Raw genomic sequence first — 19,605 nt, forward strand, 5'->3', positions numbered from 1 at the left:
CTTACTTGGCAGCTTTTTTACGAGGCGCAGGTGCTTGAGGTTTCAGCTCTTCCTGGCGACCACCAATTACTTCGCCTTTGAAGATCCAAACCTTGACACCAATCACACCGTAGGTGGTGTGAGCTTCGTAGGTGGCATAGTCGATATCGGCACGCAGGGTGTGCAGGGGCACACGACCTTCGCGATACCATTCAGTACGTGCGATTTCAGCACCGCCCAGACGACCGCTCACCTGGATCTTGATGCCCTTGGCACCAATACGCATTGCGTTCTGTACGGCGCGCTTCATGGCGCGACGGAACATTACGCGGCGTTCCAGCTGCTGAGCTACGCTCTGTGCAACCAACATACCGTCGAGCTCCGGCTTGCGGATCTCTTCGATATTGATGTGCACGGGCACACCCATTTGCTTGGTCAGGTCCTGACGCAGCTTCTCAACATCTTCACCTTTCTTGCCGATCACGATGCCGGGACGAGCGGTGTGGATGGTGATGCGTGCAGTCTGAGCCGGCCGATGGATATCGATACGGCTTACGGACGCGCTTTTTAGTTTGTCTTGCAGGAACTCACGCGTTTTCAGATCCGCCAGCAGATAATCTGCGTAGGTCCGACCGTCTGCGTACCAGACGGAGGTGTGCTCCTTGACGATTCCCAGGCGAATGCCAACGGGATGTACTTTCTGACCCATCTGATCGACTCCGTTACTTGTCCGCAACCTTGACAGTGATATGGCAAGACCGCTTGACGATGCGATCAGCGCGGCCTTTGGCACGCGGCATGATGCGCTTCAGCGAACGCCCTTCGTTGACGAAAACAGTCGACACTTTCAGGTCGTCGACGTCTGCGCCTTCGTTGTGTTCGGCGTTGGCAACGGCCGACTCGAGGACTTTCTTCATGACTTCAGCGGCCTTCTTGCTGCTGAAGGCCAACAGGTTGAGCGCTTCGCCCACCTTCTTCCCGCGAATCTGGTCGGCGACCAAGCGGGCTTTCTGGGCGGAGATGCGAGCGCCCGACAACTTAGCGGCTACTTCCATTTCCTTACCCCTTAACGCTTGGCTTTCTTGTCAGCCACGTGCCCGCGATAAGTGCGGGTACCGGCGAACTCGCCCAGTTTATGGCCAACCATGTCTTCGCTCACGAGAACCGGAACGTGTTGACGCCCGTTGTGTACAGCGATGGTCAAACCTACCATTTGCGGCAGAATCATCGAACGGCGCGACCAGGTCTTAACTGGTTTGCGATCGTTCTTTTCCGCCGCCACTTCGACCTTCTTCAACAGGTGAAGATCGATGAAAGGACCTTTTTTCAGAGAACGTGGCACTGTCGTATCCTCAGATTACTTGCGACGACGGACGATCATGTTGTCGGTACGCTTATTACCACGGGTTTTCGCACCCTTGGTCGGGAAGCCCCATGGCGATACCGGATGACGACCACCGGAGGTACGACCTTCACCACCACCATGTGGGTGGTCAACCGGGTTCATGGCAACACCACGAACGGTTGGGCGAACGCCACGCCAGCGTTTGGCACCGGCTTTACCCAGCGAACGCAGGCTATGCTCGGAGTTCGACACTTCACCCAGGGTCGCACGGCACTCGGAGAGCACTTTACGCATCTCACCGGAACGCAGACGCAGGGTCACGTAGGCGCCTTCACGGGCAACCAGCTGAGCGGAAGCACCGGCGGAACGGGCGATTTGAGCACCCTTGCCTGGCTTGAGCTCGATACCGTGAACGGTGCTACCAACAGGGATGTTGCGCAGCTGCAGGCTGTTGCCCGGCTTGATAGGAGCCAGAGCGCCAGAGATCAGCTGGTCGCCAGCACTCACACCTTTCGGCGCGATGATGTAGCGACGTTCGCCATCGGCGTAACGCAGCAGAGCCAGGTGAGCAGTACGGTTCGGATCGTATTCGATACGCTCGACAATGGCGGCGATGCCGTCCTTGTCGTTGCGACGGAAGTCGACCAGACGATAATGCTGCTTGTGGCCACCGCCAACGTGACGGGTGGTGATACGGCCATTGTTGTTACGACCGCCAGACTTCGATTTCTTCTCGAGCAGCGGAGCGTAAGGAGCGCCTTTATGCAGCTCCTGGTTGACCACCTTGACCACGAAACGGCGGCCAGGGGAAGTCGGTTTGCATTTAACGATTGCCATGATGCACCCCTTCCTTACTCAGCACTGCTGCTGAAATCGAGATCTTGGCCTGGCTGAAGGGCGACAACGGCCTTCTTCCAGTCATTACGCTTGCCCAGACCCCGAGCGGTACGCTTGGTCTTACCCAAAACGTTCAGGGTAGTCACGCGCTCCACTTTAACGTCGAACAACGTTTCGACGGCCTTCTTGATTTCCAGCTTGGTAGCGTCGGTCGCAACCTTGAAGACGAACTGGCCTTTCTTCTCAGCCAGGCCGGTGGCCTTCTCGGATACGTGCGGGCCAAGCAGAACTTTAAATACGCGTTCCTGGTTCATCCCAGCAGCTCCTCGAATTTCTTCACGGCCGACACGGTGATCAACACCTTGTCGTAGGCGATCAGACTGACCGGATCGGAACCTTGAACGTCACGTACATCGACGTGCGGCAGGTTGCGAGCAGCCAGGTACAGGTTCTGATCAACGGCTTCGGAAACGATCAGCACGTCAGTCAGGCCCATGCCATTCAGCTTGCCCAGCAGTTCTTTGGTTTTTGGCGCTTCAACAGCGAAGTCCTGAACCACGACCAGACGATCAGTGCGTACCAGCTCAGCGAGGATGGAGCGCAGTGCTGCGCGATACATCTTCTTGTTGAGCTTCTGCGAGTGATCCTGAGGACGAGCAGCGAAGGTAGTACCACCGCCGCGCCACAGCGGGCTACGGATAGTACCGGCACGAGCACGACCAGTGCCCTTCTGGCGCCATGGGCGCTTGCCGCCGCCGGACACGTCCGAACGGGTCTTCTGCTGCTTGCTGCCTTGTCGGCCACCGGCCATGTAGGCAACAACTGCCTGGTGAACCAGGGTCTCGTTGAACTCGCCACCAAAGGTCAGTTCGGAAACTTCGATCGCTTGCGCGTCATTTACATTCAATTGCATGTCAGCTTCCCCTTAACCGCGAGCCTTAACAGCCGGACGCACAACCACGTCGCCGCCAGTAGCACCAGGAACGGCACCCTTGACCAGCAGCAGGTTGCGTTCAGCGTCAACGCGGACCACTTCCAGGGACTGCACGGTCACGCGCTCGGCGCCCATGTGACCGGACATTTTCTTGCCCTTGAAAACACGACCAGGAGTCTGGCACTGGCCGATGGAGCCTGGAACGCGGTGGGAAACGGAGTTACCGTGGGTGTTGTCCTGACCACGGAAGTTCCAGCGCTTGATGGTACCGGCAAAGCCTTTACCCTTCGACTGACCGGTAACGTCTACCAGTTGGCCTGCTGCGAACAGTTCCGAGTTGATCAGGTCGCCTGCCTGGTACTCGCCTTCTTCAAGGCGGAATTCCCAGACACCACGGCCAGCGGCTACGTTCGCCTTGGCGAAGTGACCAGCTTGTGCAGCGGTTACGCGCGAAGCGCGACGCTCACCCACAGTGACTTGCACTGCACGGTAGCCATCGGAATCTTCGGTTTTGAACTGAGTGACGCGATTCGGTTCGATCTCGATGACCGTAACCGGAATAGAGACACCATCTTCGGTGAAGATGCGGGTCATACCGCACTTACGACCGACTACACCAATAGTCATGTTGTAAACCTCATGAGTGTACGGGGCTTTCACCCGCTATGGCCGCCCATTTCAGAGCGTTACACGACCAAGACACGGGTCTTAGCCGAGGCTGATCTGTACTTCCACGCCTGCCGCGAGGTCGAGCTTCATCAGCGCATCAACGGTTTTGTCCGTTGGCTGGACAATGTCCAGGACACGCTTATGAGTGCGGATTTCGTACTGATCGCGCGCGTCTTTGTTGACGTGCGGGGAGACCAGAACAGTGAACCGCTCCTTACGGGTAGGCAGTGGAATCGGACCACGCACCTGTGCCCCAGTACGTTTCGCGGTTTCCACGATTTCCTGGGTGGATTGGTCGATCAGGCGATGGTCAAATGCCTTCAACCTGATACGAATTTGCTGATTTTGCATTGGATTTCAGACTCCAGGCTCATTCCCAACAGACGGACTACGCCCGTTAAAAGGAGGCGTGATTCTATAGACGCCCCTAACAGGTGTCAACCCAATAAAAAAGCCCCCGCTAGGCGGAGGCTCCTTTTGGAACGGGGGGCTTACTCGATGACTTTGGCTACAACGCCAGCGCCAACGGTACGACCGCCTTCACGGATTGCGAAACGCAGGCCGTCTTCCATCGCGATGGTCTTGATCAGGGTAACAGTCATCTGAATGTTATCGCCTGGCATTACCATTTCAACGCCTTCCGGCAGTTCGCAGTTACCGGTCACGTCAGTGGTCCGGAAGTAGAACTGTGGACGGTAGCCTTTGAAGAACGGGGTATGACGACCACCTTCTTCCTTGGACAGCACGTACACTTCTGCAGTGAACTTGGTGTGCGGCTTGACGGTGCCTGGCTTGACCAGTACCTGGCCACGCTCAACGTCGTCACGCTTGGTGCCGCGCAGCAGCACGCCGCAGTTCTCGCCAGCACGACCTTCGTCGAGCAGCTTGCGGAACATTTCAACGCCGGTGCAAGTGGTCTTGACGGTTGGACGCAGGCCAACGATCTCGACTTCTTCCTGGATCTTGACTACGCCACGCTCAACACGACCGGTTACCACGGTACCGCGACCGGAGATCGAGAACACGTCTTCGATTGGCATCAGGAACGGCTTGTCGATAGCACGCTCTGGCTGCGGGATGTAGCTGTCGAGGGTTTCGACCAGCTTCTTCACAGCAGTGGTGCCCATCTCGTTGTCGTCCTGGCCGTTCAGGGCCATCAACGCCGAACCGATGATGATCGGGGTGTCGTCGCCCGGGAAATCGTAGGTGCTGAGCAGGTCACGCACTTCCATTTCAACCAGTTCCAGCAGCTCGGCGTCGTCCACCATGTCAGCCTTGTTCAGGAAGACAACGATGTAAGGAACGCCAACCTGACGGGACAGCAGGATGTGTTCGCGAGTCTGAGGCATCGGGCCGTCAGCAGCCGAGCACACCAGGATCGCGCCGTCCATCTGGGCAGCACCGGTGATCATGTTCTTCACGTAGTCAGCGTGACCTGGGCAGTCAACGTGAGCGTAGTGACGAACAGCCGAGTCGTACTCGACGTGTGCGGTGTTGATGGTGATACCGCGAGCTTTCTCTTCCGGGGCGCTGTCGATCTTGTCGAAGTCAACCTTGGCCGAACCGAATACTTCGGAGCAGACGCGGGTCAGAGCAGCGGTCAGAGTGGTTTTACCGTGGTCAACGTGACCGATGGTGCCAACGTTGACGTGCGGTTTGTTACGTTCAAATTTTTCTTTAGCCACGACAGTGAACCTCTTGCCTAAAGGGCTTGGTTAGCCTTGTTTTTTAACCAGGGCTTCGACGATGTTCGAAGGCGCTGGAGCGTATTTGGAGAATTCCATGGAGTAGCTGGCACGACCCTGGGACATGGAGCGCACGTCGGTCGCATAACCGAACATTTCGCCCAGCGGCACTTCGGCGCGGATAACCTTGCCGGAGACGGTGTCGTCCATACCCTGGATCAGACCACGACGACGGTTCAGGTCACCCATCACGTCGCCCATGTAGTCCTCAGGGGTCACTACTTCGACCTTCATGATCGGCTCGAGCACTTCGCCACCGCCCTTCTGGGCCAGTTGCTTGGTAGCCATCGAGGCCGCGACCTTGAACGCCATTTCGTTGGAGTCGACGTCGTGGTACGAACCGTCGAAAACCGTTGCCTTCAGGCCGATCAGAGGATAACCGGCAACAACGCCGTTTTTCATCTGCTCTTCGATGCCCTTCTGGATTGCCGGGATGTATTCCTTCGGAATCACACCACCCACAACTTCGTTGGTGAACACCAGACCTTCGGTGATCTTGCCATCAGCGTCGATATCCGGCTTCGAGAAACGAACCCAGCAATGACCGAACTGGCCGCGACCGCCGGACTGGCGAACGAACTTGCCTTCGATCTCGACGTTGTCCTTGGTGATCTGCTCACGATAGGACACTTGCGGCTTGCCGATGTTGGCCTCGACGTTGAACTCGCGACGCATACGGTCGACAAGGATGTCCAGGTGAAGCTCACCCATACCGGAGATGATGGTCTGGCCGGTTTCTTCGTCGGTCTTGACGCGGAACGACGGGTCTTCCTGAGCAAGCTTGCCCAGAGCGATACCCATCTTTTCCTGGTCATCCTTGGTCTTGGGCTCAACGGCTACCGAAATAACCGGCTCCGGGAAGTCCATACGAACGAGGATGATCGGCTTGTCAGCAGCGCAGAGGGTATCACCAGTGGTGACGTCCTTCATGCCAATCAAGGCCGCGATGTCGCCAGCGCGCACTTCCTTGATCTCTTCGCGGGTGTTGGCGTGCATCTGCACCATACGGCCCACGCGCTCTTTCTTGCCCTTCACAGAGTTGATCACGCCGTCGCCGGAGTTCAGAACGCCGGAGTAAACGCGAGCAAAGGTCAAGGTGCCCACGAAGGGGTCGGTCGCGATCTTGAACGCCAGCGCCGAGAACGGCTCGCTGTCGTCCGCATGACGCTCCATTTCGACAGTTTCGTCATCCGGGTCTGAACCCTTGATGGCCGGAATGTCCACAGGCGCAGGCAGGAAGTCGATGACCGCATCCAGAACCAGGGGAACGCCCTTGTTCTTGAACGAAGAACCGCAAACAGCCAGAACGATTTCACCGGCAATAGTCCGCTGACGCAGACCAGCCTTGATTTCCTCGAGGGTGAGTTCTTCACCTTCCAGGTACTTGTTCATGAACTCTTCGTTGGCTTCGGCAGCGGCTTCGATCATGTTCGCGCGCCATTCTTCAGCCAGTTCCTGCAGTTCAGCAGGGATCGGCTCACGGCGCGCAGCCATGCCCTTGTCGTCGTCGTTCCAGTAAACGGCTTCCATGGTCAACAGGTCGACCTGACCCTGGAAGTTGTCTTCGGAACCAATGGCCAGCTGAATCGGCACCGGGGTATGACCCAGGCGCTGCTTGATCTGGCCAATTACGCGCAGGAAGTTCGCACCGGCGCGGTCCATCTTGTTCACGTAAACAAGACGTGGAACGCCGTACTTGTTGGCCTGACGCCATACGGTTTCGGACTGAGGCTCAACACCGGAGGTGCCGCAGAACACTACGACCGCACCGTCGAGTACGCGCAGCGAACGTTCTACTTCAATGGTGAAGTCAACGTGGCCAGGGGTATCGATGATGTTGAAGCGGTGCTTTTCGAACTGCTTGTTCGAGCCAGCCCAGAAGGCGGTAGTCGCAGCGGAGGTAATGGTAATACCACGCTCCTGCTCCTGCACCATCCAGTCCATGGTCGCGGCGCCGTCATGCACCTCGCCCATCTTGTGGTTCACGCCGGTGTAAAACAGTACGCGCTCGGTGGTCGTGGTTTTACCCGCGTCCACGTGAGCAACGATACCGATATTACGGTAGCGGTTAATCGGTGTTGTACGAGCCATAAAGCCCTCGCAAAGTGAGTGACGCTGAAATTAGAAGCGGTAGTGCGAGAAGGCTTTGTTGGCTTCAGCCATACGGTGCACGTCTTCACGCTTCTTGACCGCAGCGCCTTTGCCTTCAGCAGCATCCAGCAACTCGCCAGCTAGGCGCAGAGCCATGGACTTCTCGCCGCGCTTGCGGGCGTAGTCCACCAGCCAGCGCATGGCCAGGGCGTTACGACGGGATGGACGAACTTCGACCGGAACCTGGTAGGTAGCACCGCCTACACGGCGGGACTTGACTTCGACCAGCGGAGCGATGGCGTCGAGAGCTTTCTCGAAGATCTCCAGGGGATCGCTGTTCTTGCGGGCTTTTACCGTTTCCAAGGCACCGTAAACGATGCGCTCGGCAACGGCTTTTTTGCCGCTTTCCATCACGTGGTTCATGAATTTGGCGAGAATCTGGCTTCCGTATTTCGGATCGTCCAGAATTTCACGCTTGGCTGCTACACGACGTCTTGGCATTGATAAGCCCTCAAACGGTCTTCAGGTTAGCCCGGGACTGTGCCCGACCTTACTCTTATCGACTCAATAAAAATGTTGACTGCAAAGTGCGGCAAGCGATCCTTACTTCGGACGCTTGGTACCGTACTTGGAACGACCCTGGTTACGGCCCTTGACACCCGAGGTATCAAGCGAACCGCGAACGGTGTGGTAACGCACACCTGGCAAGTCTTTTACACGACCGCCACGGATCAGCACGACGCTGTGCTCTTGCAGGTTGTGGCCTTCACCGCCGATGTACGAGGAAACCTCGAAACCGTTGGTCAGGCGAACACGGCAAACCTTACGAAGTGCCGAGTTGGGTTTTTTCGGCGTGGTGGTGTACACACGGGTGCACACGCCACGACGCTGCGGGCAGTTCTGCAGCGCAGGTACGTCGGATTTCTCGACGATACGCTTGCGCGGCTGACGTACCAGCTGGTTGATCGTTGCCATCTTTAAGCTCCACTGAGGTCTTTCGACGCTTGTTGCCCTACTTTGAAAAACAAATGGCAGGGCAAAAGCCCCGCCAAATTTAGGGGTACGAGAGTCTAAAGATCCCTCGCCCCTCAGTCAAGGCGAAGCGTGCCCTGCCCTTCCAGCCGAAGCCGGAAAAGCGGGGCACGCCAGCCCTGTCAGTTACCGCTGGAGTTCAGTGCTTCCGTCAATGCGGCTTCCACTTCACTCGCGCTTACGCGCAGCGGTTTGTCTGCTTCACGGCGACGCTTGCGCTCGCTGTGATAAGCCAGGCCGGTACCGGCCGGGATCAGACGGCCCACCACCACGTTTTCCTTCAGGCCGCGCAGGTAATCGCGCTTGCCGGTAACCGCTGCCTCGGTAAGTACCCGAGTGGTTTCCTGGAAGGATGCCGCGGAGATGAACGACTCGGTCGACAGCGAGGCCTTGGTGATACCGAGCAGCACACGCGAGTACTTCGAGATGAACTTGTCTTCTGCAGCAAGACGCTCGTTCTCGCCCAGCACGTGGGTGAGTTCCATCTGGTCGCCCTTGATGAAGCTCGAATCCCCGGACTCGGCAATCTCAACCTTACGCAGCATCTGCCGCAGAATGGTTTCGATGTGCTTGTCGTTGATCTTCACGCCTTGCAGACGGTAAACGTCCTGGATCTCGTTGACGATGTACTTCGCCAGGGCGCTTACGCCCAACAGACGCAGGATATCGTGCGGATCGCTTGGGCCGTCCGAGATAACTTCGCCGCGGTTTACCTGTTCGCCTTCGAAGACGTTCAGGTGGCGCCACTTCGGAATCAGCTCTTCGTACGGATCGCTACCGTCGTTCGGCGTGATCACCAAACGGCGCTTGCCTTTGGTTTCCTTGCCGAAGGCGATGGTACCGCTGACTTCCGCCAGGATCGAAGCCTCTTTCGGGCGACGAGCCTCGAACAGGTCGGCCACGCGTGGCAGACCACCGGTGATGTCACGGGTTTTCGACGTTTCTTGCGGGATACGGGCGATAACGTCACCCACGCCCACTTGCACGCCGTCCGCCACACCTACCAATGCGTTCGCCGGCAGGAAGTACTGGGCCGGTACGTCAGTACCTGGCAACAGCAGATCCTTGCCGTCCGCGCCTACCATCTTCACGGCCGGGCGGATTTCCTTGCCTGCGGCAGGACGATCCTTGGCATCCAATACTTCAATGTTGGTCAGGCCGGTCAATTCGTCGGTCTGACGCTTGATCGTGATGCCTTCTTCCATGCCCACGTAGGTCACGGTACCTTTCATTTCGGTAACGATCGGGTGGGTGTGCGGGTCCCACTTGGCCACGATAGAGCCAGCGTCGACCTTGTCGCCTTCCTTCACGGAAATGACCGCACCGTAAGGCAGCTTGTAGCGCTCACGCTCACGACCGAACTCGTCGGCAATCGCCAGCTCGCCAGAGCGGGAGACCGCTACCAGGTTGCCGTCGGCTCGCTCGACGTGCTTGAGGTTGTGCAAGCGCACCATGCCGCCGTTCTTTACCTGAACGCTGTCCGCGGCGGAGGTCCGGCTCGCCGCACCACCGATGTGGAAGGTACGCATGGTCAGCTGGGTACCCGGCTCACCGATGGACTGGGCAGCGATAACGCCGACCGCTTCACCGATGTTCACCAGGTGACCACGGGCCAGATCGCGACCGTAGCACTTGGAGCAGATGCCGTAGCGGGTTTCACAGCTGATCGGCGAGCGTACGATCACTTCGTCGATGCTGTTGAGTTCGATGAACTCGACCCACTTTTCGTCCACCAGGCTACCGGCCGGAACGATGACGTCCTCGGTACCCGGCTTGAACACGTCACGGGCGATGACACGGCCCAATACGCGCTCACCCAACGGCTCGACCACGTCGCCGCCTTCGATGTGCGGGGTCATGAGCAGGCCATGCTCGGTACCGCAGTCGATTTCGGTCACTACCAGGTCTTGTGCCACGTCAACGAGACGACGGGTCAGGTAACCGGAGTTGGCGGTCTTCAAGGCGGTATCCGCCAGACCCTTACGAGCACCGTGAGTGGAGATGAAGTACTGGAGTACGCTCAGGCCTTCACGGAAGTTCGCGGTAATCGGCGTTTCGATGATGGAGCCGTCCGGCTTGGCCATCAAGCCACGCATACCCGCCAGCTGGCGAATCTGAGCGGCCGAACCCCGAGCACCCGAGTCCGCCATCATGTACATGGAGTTGAAAGACTCCTGATCGACTTCCTTGCCCTCGCGGTCGATGACCTTTTCTTTCGAAAGGTTGGCCATCATCGCCTTGGACACTTCGTCGTTCGCCTTCGACCAGAGGTCGATGACCTTGTTGTACTTCTCGCCCTGGGTTACCAGGCCGGAGGCGTACTGGCTCTCGATTTCCTTCACTTCTTCGGTAGCGGTACCGATGATGCGGGCCTTTTCATCCGGGATAACGAAGTCGTTAACGCCGATCGAAACGCCGGAAATGGTCGAGTACGCGAAACCGGTGTACATCAGCTGGTCGGCAAAGATGACGGTTTCCTTCAGACCCACCACGCGGTAGCAGTGGTTGATCAGCTTGGAAATAGCCTTCTTCTTCATCGGCTGGTTGACGACTTCGTACGGCAGGCCGGCAGGCACTACCTGGAACAGCAGCGCACGGCCGACAGTGGTGTCGACGATACGGGTGCTGGTTACACTGCCGCCGTCACGGTCGTTCACGGTTTCAGTGATACGAACCTTGATTTTCGCGTGCAGCGCAGCTTCGCCGGCGCGGAACACACGGTCGACTTCCTGCAGGTCAGCGAAGATACGGCCTTCGCCTTTCGCGTTGATGGCTTCGCGGGTCATGTAGTACAGACCCAGAACCACGTCCTGCGAAGGAACGATGATCGGCTCGCCGTTCGCAGGCGACAGGATGTTGTTGGTGGACATCATCAGCGCGCGCGCTTCCAGCTGTGCCTCGAGGGTCAGCGGAACGTGCACAGCCATCTGGTCACCGTCGAAGTCGGCGTTGTACGCCGCGCACACCAGCGGGTGAAGCTGGATAGCCTTGCCTTCGATCAATACCGGCTCGAACGCCTGGATACCCAGACGGTGCAAGGTAGGCGCACGGTTGAGCAGTACGGGGTGTTCGCGGATCACTTCAGCGAGAACGTCCCAGACCTCTGGGAGTTCGCGCTCGACCATCTTCTTGGCAGCCTTGATGGTGGTGGCCAGGCCACGCACTTCCAGCTTGCCGAAGATGAACGGCTTGAACAGCTCCAGCGCCATCTTCTTGGGAAGGCCGCACTGATGCAGGCGCAGGGTCGGGCCTACGGTAATTACCGAACGGCCGGAGTAGTCCACGCGCTTGCCGAGCAGGTTCTGACGGAAACGACCCTGCTTACCCTTGATCATGTCAGCCAGGGATTTCAGAGGACGCTTGTTCGAACCAGTGATGGCACGGCCACGACGGCCGTTATCCAGCAGGGCATCGACCGCTTCCTGCAGCATGCGCTTCTCGTTACGCACGATGATATCGGGCGCAGACAGATCCAGCAGACGCTTCAGGCGGTTGTTACGGTTGATGACGCGGCGGTACAGGTCGTTCAGGTCGGAGGTCGCGAAGCGGCCACCATCCAGCGGAACCAGAGGACGCAGGTCCGGTGGCAGTACTGGCAGAACGGTCAGGACCATCCACTCCGGCAGGTTGCCGGAGCCCTGGAAGGCTTCCATCAGCTTCAGGCGCTTGGACAGCTTCTTGATCTTGGTTTCGGAGTTGGTTTGCGGAATCTCTTCGCGCAGGCGACCAATCTCGTGCTCCAGGTCAATAGCGTGCAGCAGCTCGCGAACGGCCTCGGCACCCATACGGGCGTCAAAGTCATCACCGAACTCTTCAAGCGCTTCGAAGTACTGCTCGTCGTTGAGCAGCTGACCCTTTTCAAGGGTGGTCATGCCCGGATCGATCACCACGTAGCTCTCGAAGTAGAGCACGCGCTCGATGTCACGCAGGGTCATGTCCATCAGAAGGCCGATACGGGACGGCAGCGACTTCAGGAACCAGATGTGGGCGACCGGCGAAGCCAGCTCGATGTGAGCCATGCGCTCGCGACGCACCTTGGCCAGCGCGACTTCAACACCGCACTTCTCGCAGATCACACCGCGGTGCTTCAGGCGCTTGTACTTGCCGCACAGGCACTCGTAGTCCTTGACCGGGCCAAAGATCTTGGCGCAGAAAAGGCCGTCACGCTCTGGTTTGAACGTACGGTAGTTGATGGTTTCTGGTTTCTTGACTTCACCGAACGACCACGAACGGATCATTTCAGGCGAGGCAAGACCAATACGGATGGCGTCGAACTCTTCGACTTGACCCTGGTTTTTCAGCAGATTCAACAGGTCTTTCAAGGCCTTTTCCTCCTGGCGGAGCAGGAAGCGGGGGTTAGCCCCCACTCCCATTCACGTCGCGTGTTATTCGGTTTCCAGATCGATGTCGATACCGAGCGAACGGATCTCTTTGATCAACACGTTGAAGGACTCGGGCATGCCCGGCTCCATACGGTGATCGCCATCCACGATGTTCTTGTACATCTTGGTACGGCCGTTCACGTCGTCCGACTTCACGGTGAGCATTTCCTGCAGAGTGTATGCCGCGCCGTATGCTTCCAGCGCCCACACCTCCATCTCCCCGAAACGCTGGCCACCGAACTGAGCCTTACCACCCAGCGGCTGCTGGGTGACGAGGCTGTAGGAACCGGTGGAACGAGCGTGCATCTTGTCGTCCACCAGGTGGTTCAGCTTCAGCATGTACATGTAGCCGACAGTAACAGGACGCTCGAACTTGTTGCCGGTGCGCCCGTCGAAAAGCTGCATCTGACCGCTTTCAGGCATGTCAGCGAGCTTGAGCATCGACTTGATCTCGCTTTCCTTGGCACCGTCGAAGACCGGCGTTGCCATCGGCACGCCTGCCTTGAGGTTTTTCGCCAGGGCCAGCACTTCCTGGTCGGAAAGCTCGTCGATGCTTTCGTGACGCCCGCCGATCTCGTTGTAGATCTCGTTCAGGAAGCCACGCAGATCGGCAACCTGACGCTGTTCTTCGAGCATGCGGTTGATCTTCTCACCCAGCCCCTTGGCTGCAAGGCCCAGGTGGGTTTCGAGGATCTGACCGACGTTCATACGCGACGGTACGCCCAACGGGTTGAGGACCACGTCCACCGGGGTGCCATTGGCATCGTGCGGCATGTCTTCAACCGGCATGATCACCGAGACCACACCCTTGTTACCGTGACGGCCGGCCATCTTGTCGCCCGGCTGAATGCGGCGGCGGATTGCCAGGTAAACCTTCACGATCTTCAGCACGCCCGGCGCCAGGTCATCGCCCTGTTGCAGCTTGCGTTTCTTGTCTTCGAACTTGTCGTCCAGCAGGCGGCGACGATCAACGATGTACTGCTGGGCTTTCTCCAGCTGTTCGTTGAGTGCATCCTCGTTCATGCGCAGCTTGAACCACTGACCGTGCTCCAGGCCGTTCAGGACGTCGTCGGTCAGCTCGGTGCCTTTCTTCAGGCCAGCACCACCGTCGACTACCTGCCCTACCAAAGCGTTGCGCAGACGTTCGAAGGTCGCGCCTTCGACGATGCGGAACTCTTCGTTGAGGTCCTTGCGGATCTGGTCGAGCTGGCTCTTCTCGATGGACAGGGCGCGCGAATCGCGCTCAACGCCGTCACGAGTGAACACCTGTACGTCGATGACAGTGCCCTTGGTACCGGTCGGCACGCGCAGGGAGGTGTCTTTGACGTCGCTGGCCTTCTCACCGAAGATCGCACGCAGCAGTTTTTCTTCTGGGGTGAGCTGGGTTTCGCCTTTTGGCGTGACCTTGCCTACCAGAATGTCGCCGGCGCCAACTTCGGCACCCACATAAACGATACCGGCTTCGTCCAGCTTGTTCAGCGCTGCCTCACCCACGTTCGGGATGTCAGCGGTGATTTCCTCTGGGCCAAGCTTGGTGTCACGGGCCACACAGGTGAGTTCCTGAATGTGGATCGTGGTGAAACGGTCTTCCTGAACCACGCGCTCGGACAGGCAGATGGAGTCTTCGAAGTTGAAGCCGTTCCATGCCATGAAGGCGATACGCATGTTCTGGCCCAGCGCCAGTTCACCCATGTCGGTGGACGGGCCGTCGGCCATGATGTCGCCGCGCTCTACCCGATCACCGCGGTTCACCAGCGGGCGCTGGTTGATGCAGGTGTTCTGGTTGGAGCGGGTGTACTTGGTCAGGTTGTAGATGTCCACACCGGCTTCGCCAGTCTCGACTTCATCATCTGCCACGCGCACCACGATACGGCTGGCGTCGACCGAATCGATCACGCCGCCACGACGGGCCACGACGCAAACGCCGGAGTCGCGAGCAACGTTACGCTCCATCCCCGTGCCCACCAGGGGCTTGTCGGAACGCAGGGTCGGTACAGCCTGACGCTGCATGTTCGAACCCATGAGCGCGCGGTTGGCGTCGTCGTGCTCGAGGAACGGAATGAGCGATGCCGCAACGGAAACAACCTGCTTCGGCGAAACGTCCATCAGGGTGACGTCTTCCGGCGCCTTGACGGTGAATTCGTTCAGGTGGCGGACCGCTACCAGTTCGTCGATCAGCTGTTTCTTTTCGTTCATGGCCGCGGAAGCCTGGGCGATCACATGATCGGCCTCTTCAATCGCGGACAGGAAAACGATCTCGTCGGTTACAACGCCGTCGTTCACCACACGGTACGGGCTTTCGAGGAAGCCGTACTGGTTGGTGCGAGCGTATGCAGCCAAGGAGTTGATCAGACCAATGTTCGGACCTTCAGGCGTCTCGATCGGGCACACACGGCCGTAGTGGGTCGGGTGTACGTCACGGACTTCGAAGCCTGCGCGCTCACGGGTCAGACCGCCCGGGCCAAGCGCGGAAACACGGCGCTTGTGGGTGATCTCCGAGAGCGGGTTGTTCTGGTCCATGAACTGCGACAGCTGGCTGGAGCCGAAGAATTCCTTGACCGCTGCAGCTACTGGCTTGGCGTTGATCAGGTCCTGAGGCATCAGGCCTTCACTTTCAGCCATGGACAGACGTTCCTTGACGGCACGCTCTACCCGCACCAGGCCCACGCGGAACTGGTTCTCGGCCATTTCGCCAACGCAACGCACGCGACGGTTACCCAAGTGGTCGATGTCGTCGACAATGCCTTTGCCGTTACGAATATCCACCAGGGTTTTGAGCACGGCAACGATGTCGTCCTTGCTCAGCACGCCCGAACCTTCGATCTCGGTGCGACCGATACGACGGTTGAACTTCATCCGGCCTACGGCGGAGAGGTCGTAGCGCTCGGCACTGAAGAACAGGTTGTTGAACAGCGTTTCGGCGGCGTCTTTGGTCGGCGGCTCGCCTGGGCGCATCATCCGGTAGATTTCGACCAGCGCTTCCAGCTGATTGCTGGTGGAGTCGATTTTCAGGGTATCGGAGATGAACGGACCGCAGTCGATGTCGTTGGTGTATAGCGTTTCGATGCGAACCACTTGAGCCTTGGCAATCTTGACCAGGGCTTCGGTGGTGAGCTCGGTGTTGCATTCAGCGAGGATTTCACCGGTGGCAGGATGCACGATGGCCTTGGCAGTGGTGCGGCCAATCATGTAGTCCAGAGGAACTTCGAGTTCCTTGATACCGGCTTTTTCCAGCTGGTTGATGTGGCGCGCGGTGATCCGGCGGCCCTGCTCGACGATGACCTTGCCGTCATTGTCGGTGATGTCCATGGAAGCGATTTCACCGCGCAGGCGCTGCGGTACGAGCTCGAGGTTCAGCTTCTCGCCTTTCACATGGAAGATGTTCGTGGTGTAGAACGCGTCGAGCACTTCCTCGGTGGTATAACCGAGCGCGCGCAGCAGTACCGAGGCCGGCAGCTTGCGACGGCGGTCGATACGCACGAACACGCAGTCCTTCGGGTCGAATTCGAAGTCGAGCCAGGAGCCACGGTAAGGAATGATGCGAGCGGAGTACAGCAGTTTGCCAGAGCTGTGCGTCTTGCCACGGTCGTGGTCGAAGAAGACACCCGGCGAACGGTGCAGCTGGGAAACGATTACACGCTCGGTACCGTTGATAACGAAGGTACCGTTTTCAGTCATCAGGGGAATTTCACCCATGTAGACTTCTTGTTCCTTGATGTCTTTGATCGCTTTGTTCGACGATTCCTTGTCGAAAATGATCAGGCGCACCTTGACCCGCAGCGGAACCGCGAAGGTAACGCCACGAAGCACACATTCCTTCACGTCGAAGGCGGGCTCGCCCAGGCGATAACCAACGTACTCCAGGGCAGCGTTGCCGGAGTAGCTGATGATCGGGAATACCGATTTGAAGGCCGCATGCAGGCCGACGTCGCGGAACTGGTCCTTGGACACTCCCGCCTGCAGGAATTCACGATAAGAATCCAGCTGGATGGCCAGGAGGTACGGCACATCCATCACGTCCGGCAACTTGCTAAAGTCCTTGCGGATTCGTTTTTTCTCAGTGTATGAGTAAGCCATCAGCGTTCCCCAGCTTGGTCACCTGCTTGTTTGGCCTCTCCCGGCGGGAGTAGCCAGAAAATCTTGCAAACCCCATGGTTTGCGCCACCCCCTCGGGGCGGTTATCGCTCGTTACGGGCGCCAACCTGATCGGCTGCCAGTAACGGAAAAAGGCCGGTGGCATAAGCCACCAGCCATCAGCCTTCTGCTTGACGCTCCGGCTGGAGACGCAAGGTCGGAGTTACTTGACTTCGACTTTGGCGCCTGCTTCTTCCAGGGATTTCTTCAGAGCTTCAGCTTCTTCTTTCGAAGCGTTCTCTTTCACAACGCCCAGGTCGTCAACAACAGCCTTGGCTTCTTTCAGGCCCAGACCGGTGGCTTCACGTACAGCCTTGATGACGTTTACTTTCTTCTCGCCGGCTTCAACCAGTTTAACGGTGAATTCGGTTTGCTCTTCAACAACAGCGGCAGCAGCAGCTGGGCCAGCAGCGGCAACAGCAGCGGTAACGCCGAAGGTTTCTTCCATTGCCTTGATCAGCTCAACAACTTCCAGAACGGTTTTCTGGCCGATTGCTTCGATGATTTGTTCGTTAGTCAGAGACATGACTATGATCCTGTATTGGGGTGACAGCCTACGCAGCCATCAAATTAAACATATGATTTCGAAAGCGCTTCTGCGGCCTTAGGCTGCGGTAGCTTCTTTCTGGTCGCGAATGGCCGCCAGAGTACGAGCCAGCTTGCTGGTAGCGCCTTGGATCACGCTCATCAGCCTTGCAATGGCTTCGTCGCGGGTCGGCAGCGAAGCCAACACGTCGATCTCGTTTGCTGCGAGGAACTTGCCCTCGAACGCAGCTGCCTTGATCTCGAACTTGTCCTGACCCTTGGAGAACTCTTTGAACAGACGAGCAGCAGCGCCCGGGTGTTCGTTGGAGAACGCAATCAGGGTCGGGCCTTTGAACGCGTCGTTGAGAACACTGTATTCAGTGCCTTCAACTGCGCGGCGCAGCAGGGTGTTACGTACGACACGTACGTAAACGCCAGCTTCGCGGGCCTCTTTACGGAGTCCGGTCATTGCGCCTACAGTCACACCACGGGCATCAGCCACGACAGCGGACAGAGCGACTTTGGCAGCCTCGTTGACTTCAGCGACGATGGCCTTCTTGTCTTCGAGTTTAATTGCCACGGGTTTCTCCTGGTTTTACCGTTTCATTCGATCGAAACCGAATGTCGTTTTGGTGTCTGATTCGCGAGCGAATCGGGAGCACCATCTGCGTAGGCTGGTGGTTTAAGGCTTTCGCCGCCTACGGTCTTGGATAGCCCCCGCCAGGCAGGGACCCCAATCTTGCAGCAGCGACGCGGATATACCCACGCCGCTCCGGTGTCTTAAGCGCTCAGCGAGCTCTGATCGATGACCAGACCTGGGCCCATGGTGGTGCTCAGGGTAACGCGCTTGACGTAGATACCTTTCGAGGAAGCAGGCTTGATACGCTTGAGGTCAGCGATCAGGGCTTCAACGTTTTCCTTCAGCTTGACGGCTTCGAAACCGACCTTGCCAACGGAGGTATGGATGATGCCGTTCTTGTCGGTGCGATAGCGAACCTGACCAGCCTTGGCGTTTTTCACGGCAGTGGCTACGTCTGGAGTAACGGTGCCGACCTTCGGGTTAGGCATAAGGCCACGAGGACCCAGTACCTGACCCAACTGACCAACAACGCGCATGGCATCGGGGGATGCGATCACGACGTCGTAGTTCAGGTCGCCGCCTTTCATTTCGGCAGCGAGGTCGTCCATACCAACGCGGTCGGCGCCAGCAGCCAGAGCGGCTTCAGCAGCCGGGCCCTGAGTGAACACAGCGACGCGGACGGTTTTACCGGTGCCGTGCGGCAGGACGGTAGCGCTACGTACGACCTGGTCCGATTTACGCGGGTCAACACCGAGGTTTACGGCGACGTCGAACGACTCGCTGAACTTCACGGTGGACAGCTCGGCCAGCAGGTTAGCTGCTTCTTCGAAGCTGTAGGCCTTGCCTGCTTCGATCTTGGAAGCGATTGCCTTTTGACGCTTGGTTTGCTTAGCCATTACACACCCTCCACGTTCAGGCCCATGCTGCGAGCGGAGCCGGCGATGGTACGCACGGCTGCCTCGAGGCTGGCAGCGGTCAAATCAGCGTTCTTGGCCTTGGCGATGTCTTCGAGCTGAGCACGAGTGACAGTACCGACCTTGACGGTGTTCGGGCGAGCGGAACCGCTGGTCAGGCCTGCGGCCTTCTTCAGCAGAACCGAAGCAGGGGTGCTCTTGGTTTCGAACGTGAAGCTGCGGTCACTGTAAACAGTGATGATCACAGGAGTCGGCAAGCCAGGCTCCATACCTTGGGTACGGGCGTTGAAGGCCTTGCAGAATTCCATGATGTTCACGCCGTGCTGGCCCAGTGCTGGACCTACGGGCGGGCTTGGGTTGGCCTGAGCGGCCTTTACTTGCAGCTTGATATAAGCCGTGATTTTCTTAGCCATGAGCTACTCCAAATTTGGGTTCAGA

At 58.2% G+C, this 19,605-nt stretch carries 18 protein-coding genes; all 18 read right to left on the reverse strand.

Going from position 1 to position 19,605, the window contains the following annotated elements; genetic code table 11:
* Nucleotide 1: 1 nt before the first annotated feature.
* A complete protein-coding gene (gene rpsC, locus AC3Z8Y_RS21890) occupies nucleotides 2-688 on the reverse strand; it encodes a 30S ribosomal protein S3 (protein ID WP_168085194.1) in 687 nt (228 codons plus the stop codon).
* Between the two features lie 13 nt (nucleotides 689-701).
* Complete coding sequence (gene rplV, locus AC3Z8Y_RS21895; protein WP_168085195.1) at nucleotides 702-1,034, reverse strand: 50S ribosomal protein L22; 333 nt, start codon at nucleotides 1,032-1,034, stop codon at nucleotides 702-704.
* 11 nt (nucleotides 1,035-1,045) lie between these two features.
* Nucleotides 1,046-1,321, reverse strand: a complete 276-nt coding sequence (gene rpsS / locus AC3Z8Y_RS21900; RefSeq protein WP_040261498.1) for a 30S ribosomal protein S19 — start codon at nucleotides 1,319-1,321, stop codon at nucleotides 1,046-1,048.
* 15 nt (nucleotides 1,322-1,336) lie between these two features.
* A complete protein-coding gene (gene rplB, locus AC3Z8Y_RS21905) occupies nucleotides 1,337-2,161 on the reverse strand; it encodes a 50S ribosomal protein L2 (RefSeq protein WP_490087554.1) in 825 nt (274 codons plus the stop codon).
* Between the two features lie 14 nt (nucleotides 2,162-2,175).
* Nucleotides 2,176-2,475 (reverse strand): 50S ribosomal protein L23, encoded by a 300-nt coding sequence (rplW, locus tag AC3Z8Y_RS21910; RefSeq protein WP_168085197.1) that lies wholly within the window; start codon nucleotides 2,473-2,475, stop codon nucleotides 2,176-2,178.
* Nucleotides 2,472-3,074, reverse strand: coding sequence for a 50S ribosomal protein L4 (gene rplD, locus AC3Z8Y_RS21915; protein ID WP_181117541.1), 603 nt, complete (start codon nucleotides 3,072-3,074; stop codon nucleotides 2,472-2,474). The genes rplW and rplD overlap by 4 nt, the downstream gene beginning before the upstream one ends.
* A gap of 12 nt (nucleotides 3,075-3,086) precedes the next feature.
* Entirely contained in the window at nucleotides 3,087-3,722 is a 636-nt protein-coding gene (gene rplC, locus AC3Z8Y_RS21920) for a 50S ribosomal protein L3 (RefSeq protein ID WP_181122422.1), read from the reverse strand.
* An 81-nt stretch (nucleotides 3,723-3,803) separates the two neighbouring features.
* Complete coding sequence (gene rpsJ, locus AC3Z8Y_RS21925) at nucleotides 3,804-4,115, reverse strand: 30S ribosomal protein S10 (RefSeq protein ID WP_003186070.1); 312 nt, start codon at nucleotides 4,113-4,115, stop codon at nucleotides 3,804-3,806.
* A 140-nt stretch (nucleotides 4,116-4,255) separates the two neighbouring features.
* Complete coding sequence (gene tuf, locus AC3Z8Y_RS21930; RefSeq protein WP_490087555.1) at nucleotides 4,256-5,449, reverse strand: elongation factor Tu; 1,194 nt, start codon at nucleotides 5,447-5,449, stop codon at nucleotides 4,256-4,258.
* Nucleotides 5,450-5,479: 30 nt separating this feature from the next.
* Nucleotides 5,480-7,600 carry an elongation factor G gene (fusA, locus tag AC3Z8Y_RS21935; RefSeq protein WP_490087556.1) on the reverse strand — a complete coding sequence of 707 codons (2,121 nt, stop codon included), beginning with the start codon at nucleotides 7,598-7,600 and terminating at the stop codon, nucleotides 5,480-5,482.
* Between the two features lie 30 nt (nucleotides 7,601-7,630).
* Nucleotides 7,631-8,101, reverse strand: a complete 471-nt coding sequence (rpsG, locus tag AC3Z8Y_RS21940) for a 30S ribosomal protein S7 (protein WP_040261491.1) — start codon at nucleotides 8,099-8,101, stop codon at nucleotides 7,631-7,633.
* A 102-nt stretch (nucleotides 8,102-8,203) separates the two neighbouring features.
* Nucleotides 8,204-8,575 (reverse strand): 30S ribosomal protein S12, encoded by a 372-nt coding sequence (rpsL, locus tag AC3Z8Y_RS21945; RefSeq protein ID WP_003186084.1) that lies wholly within the window; start codon nucleotides 8,573-8,575, stop codon nucleotides 8,204-8,206.
* A 179-nt stretch (nucleotides 8,576-8,754) separates the two neighbouring features.
* Nucleotides 8,755-12,954, reverse strand: a complete 4,200-nt coding sequence (gene rpoC, locus AC3Z8Y_RS21950; protein WP_181117545.1) for a DNA-directed RNA polymerase subunit beta' — start codon at nucleotides 12,952-12,954, stop codon at nucleotides 8,755-8,757.
* Between the two features lie 63 nt (nucleotides 12,955-13,017).
* Entirely contained in the window at nucleotides 13,018-17,091 is a 4,074-nt protein-coding gene (gene rpoB, locus AC3Z8Y_RS21955) for a DNA-directed RNA polymerase subunit beta (protein WP_490087557.1), read from the reverse strand.
* A gap of 220 nt (nucleotides 17,092-17,311) precedes the next feature.
* Nucleotides 17,312-17,674, reverse strand: a complete 363-nt coding sequence (gene rplL, locus AC3Z8Y_RS21960) for a 50S ribosomal protein L7/L12 (RefSeq protein WP_181117547.1) — start codon at nucleotides 17,672-17,674, stop codon at nucleotides 17,312-17,314.
* Nucleotides 17,675-17,752: 78 nt separating this feature from the next.
* Nucleotides 17,753-18,253, reverse strand: coding sequence for a 50S ribosomal protein L10 (gene rplJ, locus AC3Z8Y_RS21965; protein WP_490087558.1), 501 nt, complete (start codon nucleotides 18,251-18,253; stop codon nucleotides 17,753-17,755).
* A gap of 200 nt (nucleotides 18,254-18,453) precedes the next feature.
* Nucleotides 18,454-19,149, reverse strand: coding sequence for a 50S ribosomal protein L1 (gene rplA, locus AC3Z8Y_RS21970; RefSeq protein WP_181117549.1), 696 nt, complete (start codon nucleotides 19,147-19,149; stop codon nucleotides 18,454-18,456).
* Nucleotides 19,149-19,580 carry a 50S ribosomal protein L11 gene (gene rplK, locus AC3Z8Y_RS21975; protein WP_040261484.1) on the reverse strand — a complete coding sequence of 144 codons (432 nt, stop codon included), beginning with the start codon at nucleotides 19,578-19,580 and terminating at the stop codon, nucleotides 19,149-19,151. The genes rplA and rplK overlap by 1 nt, the downstream gene beginning before the upstream one ends.
* Nucleotides 19,581-19,605 lie beyond the last annotated feature (25 nt).

It is taken from the genome of Pseudomonas sp. 3MAES_34.3B (genome assembly GCF_058145875.1).